Annotated in this window: 13 protein-coding genes; 4 read left to right on the top strand and 9 right to left on the bottom strand. The window is 46.9% G+C overall.

What is annotated here, in order from left to right; all coding sequences use genetic code 11:
- Nucleotide 1 precedes the first annotated feature (1 nt).
- Complete coding sequence (locus tag ACLWNV_RS08010; RefSeq protein WP_413587408.1) at nt 2-1,429, bottom strand: ABC1 kinase family protein; 1,428 nt, start codon at nt 1,427-1,429, stop codon at nt 2-4.
- Between the two features lie 87 nt (nt 1,430-1,516).
- On the opposite strand from ACLWNV_RS08010, the gene ACLWNV_RS08015 reads away from it, so the two are divergent.
- Both ACLWNV_RS08015 and ACLWNV_RS08020 read left to right on the top strand, forming a co-directional pair.
- Nucleotides 1,517-2,812: a cryptochrome/photolyase family protein gene (locus ACLWNV_RS08015; RefSeq protein ID WP_413587409.1), complete on the top strand. Its 1,296-nt coding sequence runs from the start codon at nt 1,517-1,519 to the stop codon at nt 2,810-2,812.
- An 11-nt stretch (nt 2,813-2,823) separates the two neighbouring features.
- Nucleotides 2,824-4,188, top strand: coding sequence for a TIGR01777 family oxidoreductase (locus tag ACLWNV_RS08020; RefSeq protein ID WP_413587410.1), 1,365 nt, complete (start codon nt 2,824-2,826; stop codon nt 4,186-4,188).
- On the opposite strand, the gene adeD is transcribed toward ACLWNV_RS08020, so the two are convergent.
- The 5 genes from adeD to ACLWNV_RS08045 all read right to left on the bottom strand — a co-directional run bounded on the left by adeD (nt 4,185) and on the right by ACLWNV_RS08045 (nt 11,191).
- Nucleotides 4,185-5,948, bottom strand: coding sequence for an adenine deaminase (adeD, locus tag ACLWNV_RS08025; RefSeq protein WP_413587411.1), 1,764 nt, complete (start codon nt 5,946-5,948; stop codon nt 4,185-4,187). The genes ACLWNV_RS08020 and adeD overlap by 4 nt on opposite strands.
- A 4-nt stretch (nt 5,949-5,952) precedes the next feature.
- The gene (gene xdhC, locus ACLWNV_RS08030) at nt 5,953-6,762 is read right to left on the bottom strand and encodes a xanthine dehydrogenase accessory protein XdhC (protein WP_413587412.1); all 810 of its coding nucleotides are present in this window, start codon (nt 6,760-6,762) and stop codon (nt 5,953-5,955) included.
- A complete protein-coding gene (locus tag ACLWNV_RS08035) occupies nt 6,749-9,082 on the bottom strand; it encodes a xanthine dehydrogenase molybdopterin binding subunit (protein ID WP_413587413.1) in 2,334 nt (777 codons plus the stop codon). The genes xdhC and ACLWNV_RS08035 overlap by 14 nt, the downstream gene beginning before the upstream one ends.
- Nucleotides 9,073-10,518, bottom strand: coding sequence for a xanthine dehydrogenase small subunit (locus tag ACLWNV_RS08040; RefSeq protein ID WP_413587414.1), 1,446 nt, complete (start codon nt 10,516-10,518; stop codon nt 9,073-9,075). Before ACLWNV_RS08040 ends, ACLWNV_RS08035 begins: the two co-directional genes overlap by 10 nt.
- Before the next feature lie 154 nt (nt 10,519-10,672).
- Nucleotides 10,673-11,191 (bottom strand): hypothetical protein, encoded by a 519-nt coding sequence (locus ACLWNV_RS08045; RefSeq protein WP_413587415.1) that lies wholly within the window; start codon nt 11,189-11,191, stop codon nt 10,673-10,675.
- Between the two features lie 55 nt (nt 11,192-11,246).
- Between ACLWNV_RS08045 and ACLWNV_RS08050 the strand changes: the two genes are divergently transcribed.
- Nucleotides 11,247-13,607 (top strand): fatty acid cis/trans isomerase, encoded by a 2,361-nt coding sequence (locus tag ACLWNV_RS08050; RefSeq protein WP_413587416.1) that lies wholly within the window; start codon nt 11,247-11,249, stop codon nt 13,605-13,607.
- A 32-nt stretch (nt 13,608-13,639) separates the two neighbouring features.
- Here the strand turns inward: ACLWNV_RS08050 and ACLWNV_RS08055 are convergent, their stop codons facing one another.
- Nucleotides 13,640-14,089, bottom strand: a complete 450-nt coding sequence (locus ACLWNV_RS08055; protein WP_413587417.1) for a Fur family transcriptional regulator — start codon at nt 14,087-14,089, stop codon at nt 13,640-13,642.
- Nucleotides 14,090-14,133: 44 nt separating this feature from the next.
- Nucleotides 14,134-14,868, bottom strand: a complete 735-nt coding sequence (locus tag ACLWNV_RS08060; RefSeq protein WP_413587418.1) for an EI24 domain-containing protein — start codon at nt 14,866-14,868, stop codon at nt 14,134-14,136.
- 54 nt (nt 14,869-14,922) lie between these two features.
- Here ACLWNV_RS08060 and ACLWNV_RS08065 point away from each other — a divergent pair, with 54 nt between their 5' ends.
- Entirely contained in the window at nt 14,923-15,540 is a 618-nt protein-coding gene (locus ACLWNV_RS08065; RefSeq protein ID WP_413587419.1) for a histidine phosphatase family protein, read from the top strand.
- Here ACLWNV_RS08065 and ACLWNV_RS08070 read toward each other — a convergent pair.
- Nucleotides 15,515-17,023, bottom strand: a complete 1,509-nt coding sequence (locus tag ACLWNV_RS08070) for a PAS domain-containing protein (RefSeq protein ID WP_413587420.1) — start codon at nt 17,021-17,023, stop codon at nt 15,515-15,517. The two genes, ACLWNV_RS08065 and ACLWNV_RS08070, sit on opposite strands and share 26 nt — an antisense overlap.
- Between the last annotated feature and the right edge of the window lie 82 nt (nt 17,024-17,105).

The following is a 17,105-nucleotide window of genomic DNA, read 5'->3' on the forward strand; positions in this document are numbered from 1 at the left end:
ACTAGTCCATTTTGTTGAGATACTTTAGCAGAATATCGCGACCGCGAAACTTGGCTTTTAGGATTGATAGGAAAATAAACACGCCGCCGGTTTTGCGATCCAGGAAGATGATTTCTCTGGGTGGAGCGCGTAAGGAAAACTGACGCGCAATTTGAAAGACTTTTTTGGAAAGCCGTTGCGGTAAATCCGTATTTTTCCAGTCGTAGTTTCCTTGAGAGTCAATCACACCCAGGGTGTTTCTGGGATCTGAGTGCTCGATAAATGGTTCTACGGTTTCATAGCAAAAAGACTCAAAGACGGCTTTCAGTTCCGGGCTGTCAGTGGGGCGCACGAAACCCAATTCCATGGCAGCATCCATGAACATCTTTTGGTCGTTAAATAGCGAGCCTTTCACCATACGGCGATAGGGTTGCAAGAAAGTTTTATCATAGATTCGCGTGGCGCCAAAATCCAACAAGATCAATTGGTCATGACCTTGGGGATCAATACGAATGCGGTAGTTTCCGCTGTGAGGATCAGTTTGTACGACACCCCATTCAAAGATTTCTTTAAAATATAAATCCAGGAAGTTTCCAGCCAGGCGATTGCGTCGTTCTTGCGCCAGACTTTGAATGACCGGATCATCTGCGCGCAAACCCCGTTCAAAAGAGGTGGCAAGTATTTTTGCTCCCGAAAACTCACGGTAAACTTTAGGCACGACAAAACGGCGATCCCCATCCAGGCGGCGATGGTAGTCTTCTGTCGCGTCAGCTTCCTGCAGGTAATCAGTCTCTTGCACCAGCATCTCGCGAATTTCCGCAAACAACGAGTCGGTGTTAAAATCCTTGGGAATCAGTTTCAGCGTCGAGAGCATCGTCTTCATCGCGCGAAGGTCGCTGTCGATGGCTTTATCCACATTGGGATATTGAATTTTTAAAACGATGAGCTCGCCAGTCGCTTTAATGCGGGCGCGATGCACCTGCCCCATCGAAGCTGAAGCCAGGGCTTCTTTTTCGATTTCCAGAAGTTCTAGTTTTTCAGGAGGTAACAGCTCCTTTAAGCGTTTATCAATCGCGGCCCAGTTTAAAGCAGGCGAGTCGGACTGCAGGGATTTTAAAAACTCATTAGCTTCGGGGGGAAGAAAATGCTCGCCATACATGGAAAGCATTTGGCCGGCCTTCATCAGGCTGCCTTTGAGCTGGCCCAGCTCAACGCTTAAGTTGGAAGCTTGAGTTTCCAATAGTTTCTTCCAGTTGGCTTCTTTAAATTCCTTCGACTTTAAAACCGTGGTGACTCCGTGTTGAGCCACCGAAGCTCCGGTTTGCAGGGTGATCTTTGCAATAGAAAGTCCACGGGAAAACATGGAAGATTTGATCTTCTTCAGTCCCTCGTCAGGCTTTGGCTGTTGCGCATTGCCGCTTTGTTTTTTGGCAGACTTTTTATCATCCATGCTTCAAAATTTTACCTAAATCTTGTTCAATGTTAAACCCTAAATGTCCACGCGGCGCATGAGTCTGTTGCGGGACAAGAGGAAATCATGGTGCTATTCTGGTTTCGGCGCGATTTGCGGCTGAATGACAATGCGGGTCTATATCATGCCCTCAAAGAATCCTCTTCGGTTCAGCCGGTTTTCATTTTCGATACCGAGATTTTAGAAAAGCTGGACGATCCTAAAGATGCACGGGTGACGTTTATTTACGACACCGTCGCTGCTTTAAAGACAACTCTACAAAAGCAAAAGTCTGACCTATGGGTTCGCCATGGAAAACCCGCCGAGATATTTGAAGAGCTTTTAAAAGAAGGCAAAGTCACAGCCATTTATACAAACCACGATTATGAGCCCGCGGCGATAAAGCGTGATGCGCAGATTGCAAAACTCGCCAAAGCCAGAAATATTGAATTCAAAACTTTCAAAGACCAAACACTCTTTGAAAAAGACGAGATCGTAACCGGCCAGGGAAAGCCGTATACAGTTTATACTCCCTACAAGAACAACGTTCTGAAGTCGCTCACACCATTTTATTTAAAGTCCTATCCCAATGATCTGTACGAGGGCTCCTATCACAAAGTGAAGCCTGAAAAAATGCCGACGCTACAGTCTTTGGGATTTTCCCGTTCTGACTGGGAGTACCCAAGTTTAGAGCTTTCCAGCAAGATGCTAAAAAATTATTCCAAGAATCGCGACTATCCAGCACTGGAAGGTGGCACGTCCCATTTGGGAATGCACCTGCGTTTCGGGACAGTCAGTGTGCGGGAGCTTGCGCGCGAAGGGTTAAAGCATTCACCGGTTTGGTTAAGTGAACTCATCTGGCGCGATTTCTTTATGCAGATTCTTTGGCATTTCCCAGAAGTGGAAAAACACAGTTTTAGGCCCGAGTACGATAAAATTGAATGGAGAAAATCCAAATCCGATTTCGCGCGTTGGTGCGAGGGACGGACCGGATATCCATTGGTTGATGCCGGAATGCGAGAGCTTAATGCCACGGGTTTTATGCATAATCGTGTGCGTATGGTGGTCGCAAGTTTCCTTTGTAAGCACTTATTGATTCACTGGTATCACGGTGAAAGGTATTTCGCGAAAAAGCTTTTAGATTATGACTTAGCTGCCAACAATGGCAACTGGCAGTGGGCAGCAGGATCAGGTTGTGATGCAGCTCCGTATTTTAGAATTTTTAATCCGGAGACCCAGGCTGAAAAGTTTGATCCCGAGATGAAGTACATAAAAAAATGGGTGCCGGAATATGGGACGGATGCTTATCCTGAACCTATGATCGAGCACAACGAGGCCCGCGGCCGTTGCCTTCAGGCATTTACCAAAGCTTTGAAAAAATAAAGGACGTTACTATGAAAGTACTTATCACTGGTGCAACGGGACTGATCGGTAAAGAACTTGGTAAAAAACTTGCGACTGACGGACACGAGATCACCGTTATCAGTCGCAGTCTTAGTAAAGCGCGCGAGCAACTGCCTTTTCCTTGTGAAGTCGTGGTCGGTGATTTGGTACAAGGACCTATCCACGATAAAAAACTTGAAAACATCGAAGCCGTCATAAACCTCATGGGCGAACCGGTGTTGGGCACACGCTGGAGCGAAGAAAAAAAGAAAGCCATCTTTCAATCGCGAGTGAACGCGACAGAGAATCTGGTTAAATCAATTCCTTCTGATTTACGCGTCTTTGTTGGCGGCACGGCCATCGGTATTTATGGTCACTGTGGTGAAACGATTTTGCACGAAGATCACGCGCCAGGAATGGATTTTCTTTCTGAAGTATCCAAAGAGTGGGAGCGCGCAAGTTCCCATGCTCCCGGTCGTAAAGTGTTCATTCGTACCAGCATTGTGCTGGCCCGCCACGGGGGCGCCCTGGATGAGATGCTGTTTCCGTTCCGCGCCGGTGTGGGTGGCGTGCTTGGCGATGGCAAGCACTGGATGAGCTGGATTCATATAGACGATATTGTGGGGCTGTTTGCGGAAGCCCTGGTTAACAATGATTACGTCGGTCCTATTAACGGCTGCTCTCCGCATCCGGTTATGAATCGGGAGTTTTCAGAAGTCCTGGCTTTTTCATTGGGGAAAAAGTTAGGACCTGCAGTTCCGCCACTGGCTTTAAAAGCACTATTTGGGGAAGCTTCAGAAGTGGTATTAAGTTCCATTCGCGGATCTGCGGAAAAAGGCATGAGCCTTGGATATCGGTTTCAGTATCCGACGCTGCGAAATGCTCTGGAAGATATCTGTGCTTCATATAAGGAAGGCGAAGAGGTTTTCTATTCAGAGCAGTTCATTCAAAAACCACCAGAAGAAATCTTTCCTTTCTTCCGTGATCCACACAATCTGGAAAGCATCACGCCGCCCAGTTTGAACTTTAATATTCAGTCCACTTCCACTCCGGAAATCGAGCAGGGGACATTAATTAATTATAAACTAAAAATCCGCGGAATTCCCGCGACTTGGCTTACAGAAATTGACGAGTGGAAGCCGCCGTTTAGATTCGTCGACAATCAGAAGAAAGGCCCTTATCAGCTATGGCATCACACCCACGAATTTAAGCCTTTCTTAGGCGGAACCCTCATGATAGATCGCGTGCGCTACAGACTGCCGCTTGGTTACCTAGGCTGGCTTACCGCGAGCAAGTTCGTCCGCAAAGACGTGGAAGAAATTTTTAAATTCCGCCGCAGCTATATCGCCCGCATGGATACGCCCAGAAAACCCTAAACGGGCGCGACTTCCAGTGGAATGAACTTAAACTGGGTCACGTCCACAAGGCCCTTGTCGGTCAGCTTCAAAGTCGGAATTACCGGCAATGCCAGGAAGGCCATTTGAATAAATGGCTCTTCCAAAACCACACCCTGACGTTTAAAGGCTGTTTTTAATTTCTCAATTCCAGACTTAATTTCATCAGCGCTCTTAAGGCTTAAAAGTCCCGCAATGGGAAGCTCTACGGAGGCCTGAACCGCGCCCGTATCAGCAACGACAAAGCCTCCACCCATGCGAATGATCTCATTCACAGCCACACACATGTCCTGTACATTCGTACCGATCACCATGATGTTGTGAGAGTCATGGGCAACGGAGCTCGCTAATGCGCCAGATTTTAAACCTGTGCCACGCACAAACCCCAAGCCCGGAGGAAGATTCTGTCCATAGCGTTCGATATTTGCCATGTACAAGACATCGTCCTGATCAAAGGAAAGGCCGTCGAAATAGCATTTCAAGTGTTTGGTGATAATTTCATTCTGAACGATTTCGATAACATTGTAAGTCCCCTTGGTATCAGGGAATGGAAGATCTTTTTCTGTGATCGGCTTACGTTTAATCGTATTTTCCATCGGAGGATTGGATCGAGACAATTTCTCGGAAACTTTCTTAGCTAAACCCAATTCAGAAACCAATTCACCGGCAATCATCACATCTTTGATTTCGACAGCTTCCAAATTTCGAAGCAACACCAAATCCGCTCTTTTACCCGGCGCAATTAACCCCAGTCGTTTTAACCCAAAGTGCTTGGCTGCCGAGTAAGTCGCCAGACGGTACGCCACATGTACCGGAACCTGATGCTTGTTGATCAGTTCTTTTATAATAAAATTAATATGTCCTTCATGCGCGATTTCGAAGGGATTGCGATCATCTGTGCAAAGCAGGCACTGCGGTGATGAAAACTCACTCACCAAGGGAGCCAAAGTTTTTAGATTCTTCGCAACACTGCCTTCACGAATGATCAGGCCCATGCCCTTTTGCAACTTCTCGCGGCCTTCTTCTAAGGTCACAGTTTCATGGCAGTTTTGAATTCCCGCCAGCAAATACGCATTCAAAGCTTTCCCTTGAAGCAGGGGGGCATGTCCATCCAAATTAAGGTCCGAAAACTCTTCGACCTTATCCAATACCGAGTTGTCGGCATTGATAACTCCCGGGAAATTCATCATCTCGGCCAAGCCCAAAACGGCCGGATGATCTTTAAGCTTCTTCATTTCATCCAGAGTAAAATCAGAACCCGTCGTTTCAAATCCAGGCAAAGCCGGAACACAGGAAGACATCTGCACGAAAAGGTTTTGTTTCGTGATTTCAGCACATCTTAAAAACCACTCAAAACCCCGGGAGCCCATGACGTTTGTGATCTCATGGGGATCACAGATGGCGGTCGTAGTACCCAATGGCAAAGTCGCCGCTTCAAATTCAAAAGGGGACATCATCGAAGACTCAATATGCAGATGCCCATCGATGAATCCCGGCGTAATGAAAGCCCCTTGTCCATCAATCACACGGCGAGCGGGCGTATCAGAATATTCCATGCCCACACCGACGATGAACTCGCCACCAATCGCGATGACCGAGGGGTAAACTTCCCCGGTAATGACATTCAGAATTTGAATATTCTTAATCAGAACATCGACCGTTTCATCACCTCGCGCTTGCGCCAGGCGAGTGGGAAGTTCAGATCGGGGGATGGCTTGAGTTTTTTTATTCTGCAAAGACAAGCTGCTACTCCTGGTTTTTCGAATTCATCAAGGCATCACGGGTTTTTAATAACTGCGCCACGATACTGAAAGAGATCTCTGCCGGATTATTACCACCGAAGGACTCTCCCATGGGACAGTAGAACTGAGATATTTGCTCTGAGTCAAATCCAGCTTCCTTCAAATCATTTTCAAGGCGCTTGCGTTTTTGATCACTGCCGATGTTTCCGACATAACTAAAACGGGTGCGGGATTTCATGGTCTCTATTAATACAGGTAAGTCCGTACCGTGGCCCATTGTCATTAGTGTGACATAAGAGTTGTCAGGAAGTTTTGCCACTTCATCGGCCAACTTGTCTGTAAGAATAGTTGTAAGTTTAGACGATTTCGGCAGGCGCTCCAGCCACTCCGCTCTCTGGTCATAGCAAGTGACCTTGCAGTCTAAGAACATCAACAGTCGCACAAATTCCTGAGCGATGTGACCGGCACCGAAAACTGCAATATGAAATGGATTTTGCGCCTTGTGAAGTTCAAAAAAGAAACTCACAACTCCACCGCAGGTCATGCCGATATCTTTTTGCAAGTTCCAATCCACAAAATGGTTCTTGTGATCTTCACGAATCATGCGCTGAGCTTCTTTGATGGCAGCATTTTCAACTTTACCACCACCAACAGTGCCAAACTCCAAGCCATCAAGGCTGACTATGGCTTTAGCTCCCACATCCTGGGGAGAGGAGCCAATTTGCTTTACCAGGGTTACCGCAACAAAGTTTTTTCCGGATTCCTGAAGGCGTTTAAATGCGCTTAGGAAGTTTTCATAATTAGGCCCGGTCATAGCGATGAAGCTCCATCAATACCACTTCAGGAGTGGCTGGTGAAATAATCTGGGGAATTTTTCCTTGCGACTTATAGCGAAGGGCATCCTTGATGGCTGTCCACGCACTGATTCCCAGCAGGAATGGCGGCTCGCCCACGGCTTTGGATCCGTGAATGTTTGCGGTGTTGCCATTGTTTTCAATGAAATCCACATTGAACACCCGAGGTGTATCCTGCACATTTGGAATTTTATAGGTCGTAGGGGAGTGACTTAAAAGTTTACCGTCTTTATTGTGGTAAAGTTTTTCAGACGTGACCCAGCCCATGCCCTGAACATAGGCGCCGGTCACCTGACCGCGATCAATGCCAGGATTTAAGGGGCGGCCCAAGTCCATCAAAATATCAGCGCGTAAAACCTTGTACTCACCAGTGTAGGTATCGATTTCAACTTCCGTCGCAGCCACACCGTTGGTGAAATACTTAAACGGCGTGCCCTTGCCAGTAGCTTTGCTATAACCCAAACCTTCAGTTTTAAAATGCGCGTACTCGCCCAAGCTCATGCGATTAAAATAAGCCTTTAGGATCAAATCCACCCAAGACATTTCAGTCTTAGTCGGCAAGTGAGTGATTTTGGAGTTGGCGAAAGAAAAATCATCAAAGCGCAGCAGAGCTTCATCGAAAGCTGGGCACTCGTTGACATCATCCATCGGGGCTTGTGCCAGGATTTGTTGGAAAACCCAGGCTAGGCGCTTGCGAATTCCCATCGCGGCTTTGTGAGCGGCAGCTCCATTAATGTCAGCGCCACTGGAGGCTGCGGTCGGCGACGTATTGTGATTCTTCTCTGTCGAGGTCGCCATCACGCGAACCTGCTCAGCCGGAATACCAAAACAGTGCGCCACGATTTGTTGAATCTTGGTGTTCACACCCTGACCCATCTCGGTGGCACCAGTGGAAACTTGTACAGTTCCATCTTTATGCACATTCACCGAGGCATTGCCCTGATTCAAGAATCTGGCTGTAAAGGCGATACCAAATTTAGTCGCAGACACGGAAAGGCCCCGGACTTTTCCGTGAGAGTTTTTATTAAACTCTTCGATTTCCTGACGGCGTTTTTCATATTCACTATCGGCACGCAAGCGCGCGAATAATTCAGCCAAGGGAGCATTCTCCAGACGCTGGCCATAGTGAGTGGTGTTACGTGTATGCTCCTGATAGCAATTGCGTTCACGAATCAATAAAGAATCAATCTTAAGATAAGCTGCCATCTCTTCAATAATGCTTTCAATGGTCATGGTGCCTTGTGGACCACCGAAACCACGAAATGCCGTATTAGAGTACATGTTAGTACGAACCACATGGCCTTCAATGAAAGCATTCGGCAGATAGTAAGCTCCATCAATATGGAAAAGTGCCCGGTCTAAAATGGAGCTTGAAAGATCGGCGTAAGCGCCACCATCAGCGTAAAGGTGGCATTTTAGTCCCAAGATCATTCCCTGATCATCGAATGCCACATCCCAGAAGTTTTTAAACGGATGACGTTTGCCAGTCATGGCCATGTCATCGTCTTTTGATAAAATCAGTCTTGCCGGGCGATTCATACGTTGGGCTACAAGCGCGGCCATCGCAGCAAAAGGAGCTGCCTGGCTCTCCTTACCACCGAAGCCACCACCCATGCGTTTCACCACGCAAACCACTTGGTGAAGTGATAAACCCAACGCCTCAGCGACCAAGTGTTGAGTTTCAGTGGGATGTTGGGAGCTCGAATGCACTTCAACCTGACCATCTTCTAACGGGTAGGCGACACAGGCCTGGGACTCCAGATAAAAGTGCTCTTGCCCGCCACACTCAAACACGCCACTTAAACGGTGAGGAGCGCTAGCCATAGCGGCGTCCACGTCACCACATTTCATGGGACCTGCGTGATACATGAACTGATTTTTTTCAATTCCCGCATCAATAGTTAATACGGGCTCAGCTTTTTCAATTTCAAAAGTAATCAGGTTTCTGGCCTGCAAAAGCTGATCGTAATCAGTTCCCACCAAAATCATGGCGGGTTCTTCATAATATCCGATTTTGTTTTCAACCAGAATGGGTTGTTCAACCACGATCGTGCCCCACACGTTGTGGTGCAGATCCTTGGCAGTAAAAGCCGCCAGAACGCCCGGCGCCTTTAGAGCTTTTTCGTAATTAATGGATTTCAAAATTCCCGCAGCAGCCGGCACACCTACAGGTAAAACCAAAACCTCGCCTTGCTGACGGGGACGGTCGTCAATGAACACACTCGTGCCACTCACATGACCCGTGGAGGAATCGTGGGGAATGTTTTTTCCTATGGACATACGGCCTCCACAGAGGAAAGAACTTCTGTTTCAAGTTCATGGAAACATTTTTTAAACAGATTTTCCGTCACCAGATGACGGTACTCTGCACTGGCGCGCAGATCAGACAAGGGCTTAATCAAACTGGAAGCTAAACTTCCCGCGGCCGTAAATGTATGCTCGCTGAAAAACTGTCCCGTCATCAAATCTTCAACTTGCGGCATGCGCACGACTGTCGGGCCCACACCACCCATGCAGATGCGTGCTTCAGTGATGATCTTGTTTTCAACCTTTAATACAGCGGCAAAGGTCACCGCAGAAATATCCAGGTCCTTGCGAAGGGAAACTTTAAAGTAACGATGTACAAAGTTTTTAGCCAAAGCCGGAACAAACAGTCCCGTTGCCACTTCATCATCCGCTTTATCAAAAACCTTATAGGCTTTGTAGTAGTCCTTAAGTTTCACGCTGCGAGCACCGCGAACGGATTGAAACTGAATTTCCGCATCCAGCGCCATCAATGGCGGAATGCTGTCACCAATCGGGGAACCATTTAGGATATTCCCCAACAAAGTTCCCTGATTCTTAATCTGCGGCGAGGCAAAGATATGCAGCAGACGTTTTAGCTCTGGGTGAGCAGTTCTGACGAAGTTTTCAACTTCCGTCAAAGTCGCCATAGCTCCAATCAACATTCCTGAAGCGGAACCACTCACAGAGTGGACTCCAGGGATTTTACTAAGAACTAAAATTTCCTGCAGAGATGTTTTTGCTTTATTAATCAAAACACCCAAGTCTGTAGCACCGGCAACCAGACGAGCCGCCGGATTTGCAGCCTTATTCTCCAGAGCCTGTGTCATAACGGTCGGTAAAGAAAGTTTTTTATTGTCTGCGATAACTTCAACAGGCTCTGACAAATGCACTTTAAACTGTGCCGTCAATTCCGAAGTCAGATAGCGCTCAGAAAGAAGTTGCCACTTGGATAGATCCAAATTTGTTGCAGCCTTTAAGATGGGCTCATAACCCGTGCAGCGGCAAAGATTCCCGGTTAGGTAGTTGCGCGCTTTTTTCTCGGTCACTTCAGAATCTGCAACTTTGCAATCCTCTGCAAGCTGCGCCATCGAGCACACCATGCCCGGCGTGCAAAAACCACACTGTCCGCCGTGGAATTCGCGCATCTTGTTTTGCACTTCACTTAAAGTTTCGGCGTGCTTCATTCCTTCGACAGTGATGATGCAGGAAAGATCAAAAAGATAAACCGGGGCAATGCACGAATTGATTGTACGCAGGGGAGTCCATCCATCCTGGCGTAGGGAAGATGTCACTACAGAGCAGGCTCCGCAGTCACCCTCGGCGCATACGACCTTCGTCCCTGGTTTGTTTAAAGTGTTTCTAAGAAATTGAGCTAATGGCTGAAAAGCGGCTTCGCCTGAGACGTGAATATTCTCACCATTTACGTTCACTATAAGATGATTTCTTTTTGTGATTTGAGTCATCTCATAGACGTCTCATGAAAACTGTGACCTAGCAAGTAGTCAGAGGTCTAAAATAAAAAAAAGACCCTCGTACGAGAGTCTTTTTTAGAATATTTAATGATTTGCAAGACTGAGGACAGAACTAGTGACGAACGATATCCGTCGCAGTTTCTTTAGCCACTTCATTCAAGCAATCTACAAAAAACTTGCAGACCATGAACAAGTGAACTTGCTCGTCAGCTTCCAAAGATGGCTCAAGGTCCGGGGACATGAAAAGCTCTTCAATGATGTAATTAATAAGCTCTGGCTGACCTTCCGTTTTTGCGCGTTCCTGAATTTGCACGATCATCTCGTCGTTCATTTGCAGGTAAGATTCCATCTCTGGTTCTGCTTTTTCAAAGCGTGCCACAACTTCGTCTTCAGTGATCGCGCGCATTTTTTTGTATTTCTCTTCAAATGCACGGTTCAAGATCAAAGCCATCATGAAGCCCAAATCCTGAGCGCCCTCAGACATGTCTTCGATGAACTCCATAAAGAAGCCACCCAAATCCGGTTGCACATCAAACAGGTGCTCTGACGCTTTTTCCAGATCAGCTTCTGTTTCCATACCGCAGATCACGTCGATAGAATCTTGTACAACTTCAAATGGGATTTTTTCCATGCTATTCCTCTTACTTGTGTTTACTATGGCAGAGGATACAGGGGAGATTCACGCGATGCAATTCATTACGACATTTGTATTCTGTTTTATTACGATGTTTATTTCGCTCTCTGTCAGCGCCAGCAAGAACACCGAATCCGTCACTCACGCCAGCAGTTCCCCCGAGGACCTTTACTCTCGCAAGATCCAGCCCCTTTTTGATAACAGATGCCTGTCCTGCCATAGCTGTTTCAATGCTCCTTGTCAGTTTAACCTACAGAACTTTGATGGGTTTGCCCGTGGTGCGAACAAACTTAATGTCTACGACGGAACCCGCTCTGAAAGTGTCCAACCTTCGCGTATTTGGATCGACGCCAAATCCACGGAAGAATGGCGGGCGAGAAACTTCTTTTCCGTCCACACCTCTGTCGATCCTGCCCAGAACGTCTTCTTTGAAATGCTTAATATGCGCGCAGTCAATTCTTCCTCTGTTAAAGTACAAGTGGATGAAAGCCGGGTATGTGCAGCAAATGTGGGCGAGCTGGAAAAAGCTAAAAAGACTTTGCCTGAATTAGGAATGCCTTACGGTTTTCCCGCGCTGACCGCGGCTGAGCTTGCAACGGTTAAGTCCTGGATATCTGAAGGAGCGCCAGGCCCGGGAAATGAAGCCTTGCAAAAATCAATGGCGATTCCGCTAAAGCTTAAAACTCAGATCGGGGCGTGGGAGAAGTATCTCAACGCAAATGATCTAAAACAGAAACTGATCAGCCGTTATCTGTACGAGCATTTATTTTTAGCCCACATTTATTTTAAGGAAGAACCCCGGGACTTCTTTCGTCTGATTCGCTCTAAAAAAGCCTGCGATAAGGCTGACGAAATTGCCTCGCGCAGGCCGAATGACGATCCGGGAGTTAAGAAGTTTTACTATTGCCTCATTCGATACCCAGGAACGGTGGTTGCAAAAACACATCTTCCCTATGAATTTTCAACCGCAAAGCTTGAGCGCGTAAAACACCTTTTTAATGATGCTGATTGGAAAATCGATGCTCTGCCAAGCTATGAGGCGGGAGTTGCAGAAAATCCATTCGTGGCTTTTCAAAGCATTCCGGTAAAAGCCCGCTACCAGTTTTTACTCGACGATGCCCAGTACCATGTGGCGACCTTCATCAAGGGACCTGTGTGCAATGGCTCGATGGCCGTGAACTCGATTCAGGAACAATTCTATGTGTTTTTCCTAAATCCAGATTCCGACAACATGGTTCTTTCCCACGATTACGAAAAACGCGCCAGTCCATTACTAAGCATGCCTGGGCAATTTGGTTCAGACGTAAAGTTCACCTCAGCCCCTGGGGATTTGGGTAAAATCACAGACTTCCGCGAATCCTATCGCAAGCTTCGCAGCGAGGAACTGGTTAAGAACCGCCCGAAAGGCTACAACCTAAATGACATCTGGGACGGACACGAAAATAATCCCAACGCCGTGCTTACGGTTTTCAGGCATGACCAAAATGCCGTGGTCATGAAGGGCGCAATCGGCGACCTATCAAAAACAGTTTTCGTTTTGGATTACCCATTGTTTGAAAGACTGGTTTACAATCTGGTTGTGAATTTCGATGTCTTTGGAAACATCGGTCATCAGCTTTTAACCCGTGTCTACATGGATATGATTCGCATGGAGGCTGAGGAGCTGTTTTTAAGATTTCTTCCACCAGAGCAGCGTCTTTCCTATCGTCGCAAATGGTACAAGGGGATTTTGACGACGGCCAAAATGGGCTACATTTTTCCACCGGTGGGATCTGCAGAACCTACCGCTGTTCGATTTACCGAATCCACAGAAACTAAACGGCAGATGGTCGAAAAAATTCTGTTTTATCGCATGAACGAAACCGTGCGCGGAAGTGTGGACCCCATCAACTGGCGCACCGTTGTTCCACCGGAAAGCGCAAAAGTAAAATTACAGGCAAAAGGAATGGATGCGCAGTTCAGAAAAATCTCTGCCATTAAAGCCCAAGGGAAATCCCCCTTTGCGCGATTCTTCCCTGATGTGGCCTTCGTTCTGGTTCACGCACAAGGCGTAGAGCAAACTCAACCCCGGGTTTTTACTCTTATTCATAACAAAGAGCACGAAAACGTCTCCTGGATCACAGCAGAAAGTCTGCGCATGGAGCCCAAAGAAGACACCCTGACTTTACGTGAAGGGTTCTGGGCGTCGTATCCGAATATGATTTTTGATTTAAAGGAAAAAGACCTTCCCGAATTCACTCGCCAGGTCACGCAGATTAAGTCTGAAAAAGACTATGATGGCTTAGTGAACAAGTGGGGCGTTCGTCGGCAGAATCCAAACTTCTGGAAGTCTTACGATGAACTTCAAAAAGCGTATTTAGCCTACGACGAAGTTGAAGCCGGGATCATAGACTTAACCCGATACAGCTTGTAGGTACGGACTTACCTGAAAAGGTACGGACATACTTACTGACACTTAGAGCAAAGACCAAAGAAATCCAAGCGGTGGGAGACTTGTTTGTAGCCCATTTTCTCAACCATTTGGATGTGTGGATCCAGATCGCAGATATGAAGCGCTTCAACGCGCTGACAGTTGCGGCAAATCACATGATGATGGTGATGGCCAGATTCAAGTGTCAGTTCAAAACGAGCCACACCATCACCGAATTCCAGGCGATTCACCAGTAGGGCTTCTTCAAACTTTTTTAGGATACGATAGATGGTGACCAGATCCGCGCCGGCATCTTTGCCGCCGGTTTTTTTAAAAATCTCGTCCGCCGAAATAGGCTCAGGATGATGCAAAAGAATTTTAAGCATCTGACTGCGCTGCTGGGTCAGTTTCATCCCGGCTTTGCGCACTCTTTCTTCAAGAGTGTAGATATCGATATTTTTACGTTCCTGGCCACATTTATTCACGGGGCCAAGATAGCTGATCTGGCCCTAAAAAGCCATCCCAACAGCTATACGCTGTGGGATTTTTTAGCTCTAAGCACTGTGAGAGCATTTAAACCGTAATGGGTGTAACAAATCGCCGCGAATACCGGCAAAAAGAACAAGGCAAAGGGGATATAAGAAAATATTCCAATAATGAGGCCCATTCCAAACAGGGGTTTCGCTTCCATTCCCTCGATGGCATGACGCTCTTCCTCGCTCGCATAGTCCTGTAAAACATCGTACAGGAAGACCTTTTTGTTCAGCCACGAAGTCAGGCTTAGCGGCACGAGGACCGCCCCGGCCGGTAACAACCACAGGGGGAGGGTTAAGCAAAACCAAAATACAAACAGGGCAGAGGCATAGAGAGTATTCCAAAGACTTCCCACTAACGAGCCCCCGCGCTTTTTTTCAAGGTGAGGATAGTCTTTATCAGCGATCCATTTTAGCGCCAGCGGCAGCACAAAAATGGATACTAAAATCAATGCCAGTAAAAAGCAGGCAGGAATAAAAAGAAGAACCAGCACAATGGCTGCGACAGCATCGACATAGCCTTCAAAACCAGTGAAATCATGCAACCATTGAAAAGGCCAAAGCCCTTGTAAGAATCCCTCAAGTCCGACTGTCCAGCTTCCCCAATAAAAGAAAAAAACCAGGAAGACTGCGATCACGCCCAGAATAGGTGGGACAAAAGTCAGCAAAAGCAGACGAATGCTAAACAAAGACTCAAAAGACCTGCGGAAAGTTCTGATAATCTTATGCATGTAGATATCTTTCCTCTTTTAAATTCCTCTTGCAAGTGTTTCAATCAGGCCATCATGACAAAAACGATTTACTTATTTCGACATGGCCAGACAGAGTGGAATTTGATCCGCCGTATGCAGGGCCATTCTGATATTCCCTTGAACGATGAAGGGCGAAAGCAAGCCCAGCAGCTGCAAAACTTTTTTAAATCTCATCCGGTGGAGGTTATGTTTAGCAGTGATTTAATGCGTGCGCAGCAAACTGCAGCGATCGCCAATGAAGTCCTAAGTGCGCCCACTTTTGTCTCTGAAAAGTTCCGCGAAGTGTTTCTGGGTGATATCGAAGGCATGACTCAGGAAGAAATCAAAAACATGCATGGCGAGGAAAGCTGGCTTCGCTGGACGTCCCATGAGGTTAAGAATTTTTCTTTTACCTATGGGAACGGTGAAAGTGCACTCGTTGCGATTGAAAGATTTAAAAACGGGCTTTTGGAGGTCTGTCAGAGTCAGAGTTTCGCAGTCGCAGGTCTTTGCACTCATGGACTAATGTTAAAAAGATTTCTGCACTCGTTAAGACCAGATTTGCTGGAGCCCCTGCCGATTCCCAATTGTGTGGTTTACCGGGTTGATTGGTCGCCGACGCGGGGCTTTGAGTTTGCTCCTGAGCTTACTGCAGACGAGGCAGGCGCATAACAAACGTGGTGTGCTCCGCCGAGCGATCCAAAAACAAGTCCCCTTTGTGGGACTTCATGATGCCGGCTGAAATACTAAGTCCCAGTCCCGTTCCCTTACCAAGTTCTTTGGTGGTGAAAAATGGCTGCATCAGCTTTTCTGCGACATCATCAGGAATTCTAGGACCCGAGTCGATGACCTTGATATCGATATAATCCAGATACTCGACAGCTTCGACACAGATCCATTTCTTTTCACTGTTTTGAGCGGCATCGAATGAATTATTCAACAGATTCAGCAAAACCTGTTCAATCTGAATGACACGACATTCGATCTCAAAATCCTCGTCAATATTTGCCACTTGCAAGTCGACTTCGTGGTTATAAAACCGCGTGCGGCAAAATTCCAAAGTTTCTTCGACCAGGCTTTTGACGCTGACAAACTCAAACGGATCATTATCGCCTTCGCGGGAAAAAGAACGCAGAGATTTGATGATGCGGGCGATTTTATCAGCGGTTTTACTGATGCTTTCAGCTGCCTGTTTGATCTTTTCCGGATCCAGATTTCCCTGGTCCACCATTTGCGTCAGTTGAAAAGAGCGCGCTTGAATGACAGTTAGAGGATTATTAATTTCGTGAGCAATACCCCCGGACATTTCACCCAAAGCTGCCATCTTTGCGGCAGAGATCATTTTTGCATTGGATTCAGCGATCTTTTTTTCGGATTGAATTTCACGAGTCGCATCCCAAGCAACTCCCACAAAAGGAGATCCAGGCTTGGCGTCATTCCGACGTCCATACATCGTGATGTTATGAATCGAATCATCATCATGGCGAACGCGATAGTGTACGGAAATTTCGGGATTGTTATTCAAATAGCCATCGTAAAACTGCGTCGTTGCGGGCTCGCGATCTTCAGGCAGAATACGGCGACGGTAGGTTTCCATGGGATCGTCATTGGGCTCTTCACCATGCATTTCAAATGTACGGCGATCCCAAGTAGGTGTAGCTGTTGCGACATCAAATGAAATTGTGCCCATTTTTGCAGCTGACAAGGACATGTTCAACGTATCCAGCGCCTCGGCCAATTGAGTTTCCCGGGCCTTTTGATCATCGATAACTGTCGCAATTCCAACCAGACTTACCGGAACTCCGTGTTCATCGCGTTTAAAGACTGTGATGCGATCGTCAAGCCAGTGGTATTGCCCCCAGGCATCTTTGAAACGATATTCAAAATGCAAAATTTCGCCTTCAGGCATATCGTCTAAAACATATTGACGGGAATTTTGAATCTGCGGCAGATCGTCGGGGTGAATGACAGTTGCCCAGTAGTTGTGTCCCATGGCAGTGAGTTCTTCCTGAGTCCAACCAAATCGGCTTGCGACATTTTCGTTAAACCACGACAGCGTGCCGCTGGGGATATCGAACAAATAAACCGAACTGGGTAAGGTTTCAAAAACCTGCTCGATCAAAGATTTTTGGGACTTCGAAGGATCGTTTGTCATAGTTGATTAAATGATAGCCTGAAGATCCCTATAACGCAAAATGGCTAAATCATAATCAAACCTTAACAATACTCTAAAAATC

The sequence above is a fragment of the Bdellovibrio sp. HCB274 genome, assembly GCF_047306075.1.
In the GTDB taxonomy this organism is placed as follows: domain Bacteria; phylum Bdellovibrionota; class Bdellovibrionia; order Bdellovibrionales; family Bdellovibrionaceae; genus Bdellovibrio.

Excerpts from the sequence above, each read along its gene's own strand:
- ACLWNV_RS08015 (WP_413587409.1), top strand. The coding sequence starts at position 1,517 with ATGGTGCTATTCTGGTTTCGGCGCGATTTGCGGCTGAATGACAATGCG.
- ACLWNV_RS08050 (WP_413587416.1), top strand. The coding sequence starts at position 11,247 with ATGCAATTCATTACGACATTTGTATTCTGTTTTATTACGATGTTTATT.
- ACLWNV_RS08065 (WP_413587419.1), top strand. The coding sequence starts at position 14,923 with ATGACAAAAACGATTTACTTATTTCGACATGGCCAGACAGAGTGGAAT.
- ACLWNV_RS08060 (WP_413587418.1), bottom strand. The coding sequence starts at position 14,868 with ATGCATAAGATTATCAGAACTTTCCGCAGGTCTTTTGAGTCTTTGTTT.
- ACLWNV_RS08070 (WP_413587420.1), bottom strand. The coding sequence starts at position 17,023 with ATGACAAACGATCCTTCGAAGTCCCAAAAATCTTTGATCGAGCAGGTT.
- xdhC (WP_413587412.1), bottom strand. The coding sequence starts at position 6,762 with ATGACCGGGCCTAATTATGAAAACTTCCTAAGCGCATTTAAACGCCTT.
- ACLWNV_RS08010 (WP_413587408.1), bottom strand. The coding sequence starts at position 1,429 with ATGGATGATAAAAAGTCTGCCAAAAAACAAAGCGGCAATGCGCAACAG.
- ACLWNV_RS08020 (WP_413587410.1), top strand. The coding sequence starts at position 2,824 with ATGAAAGTACTTATCACTGGTGCAACGGGACTGATCGGTAAAGAACTT.
- ACLWNV_RS08045 (WP_413587415.1), bottom strand. The coding sequence starts at position 11,191 with ATGGAAAAAATCCCATTTGAAGTTGTACAAGATTCTATCGACGTGATC.
- ACLWNV_RS08035 (WP_413587413.1), bottom strand. The coding sequence starts at position 9,082 with ATGTCCATAGGAAAAAACATTCCCCACGATTCCTCCACGGGTCATGTG.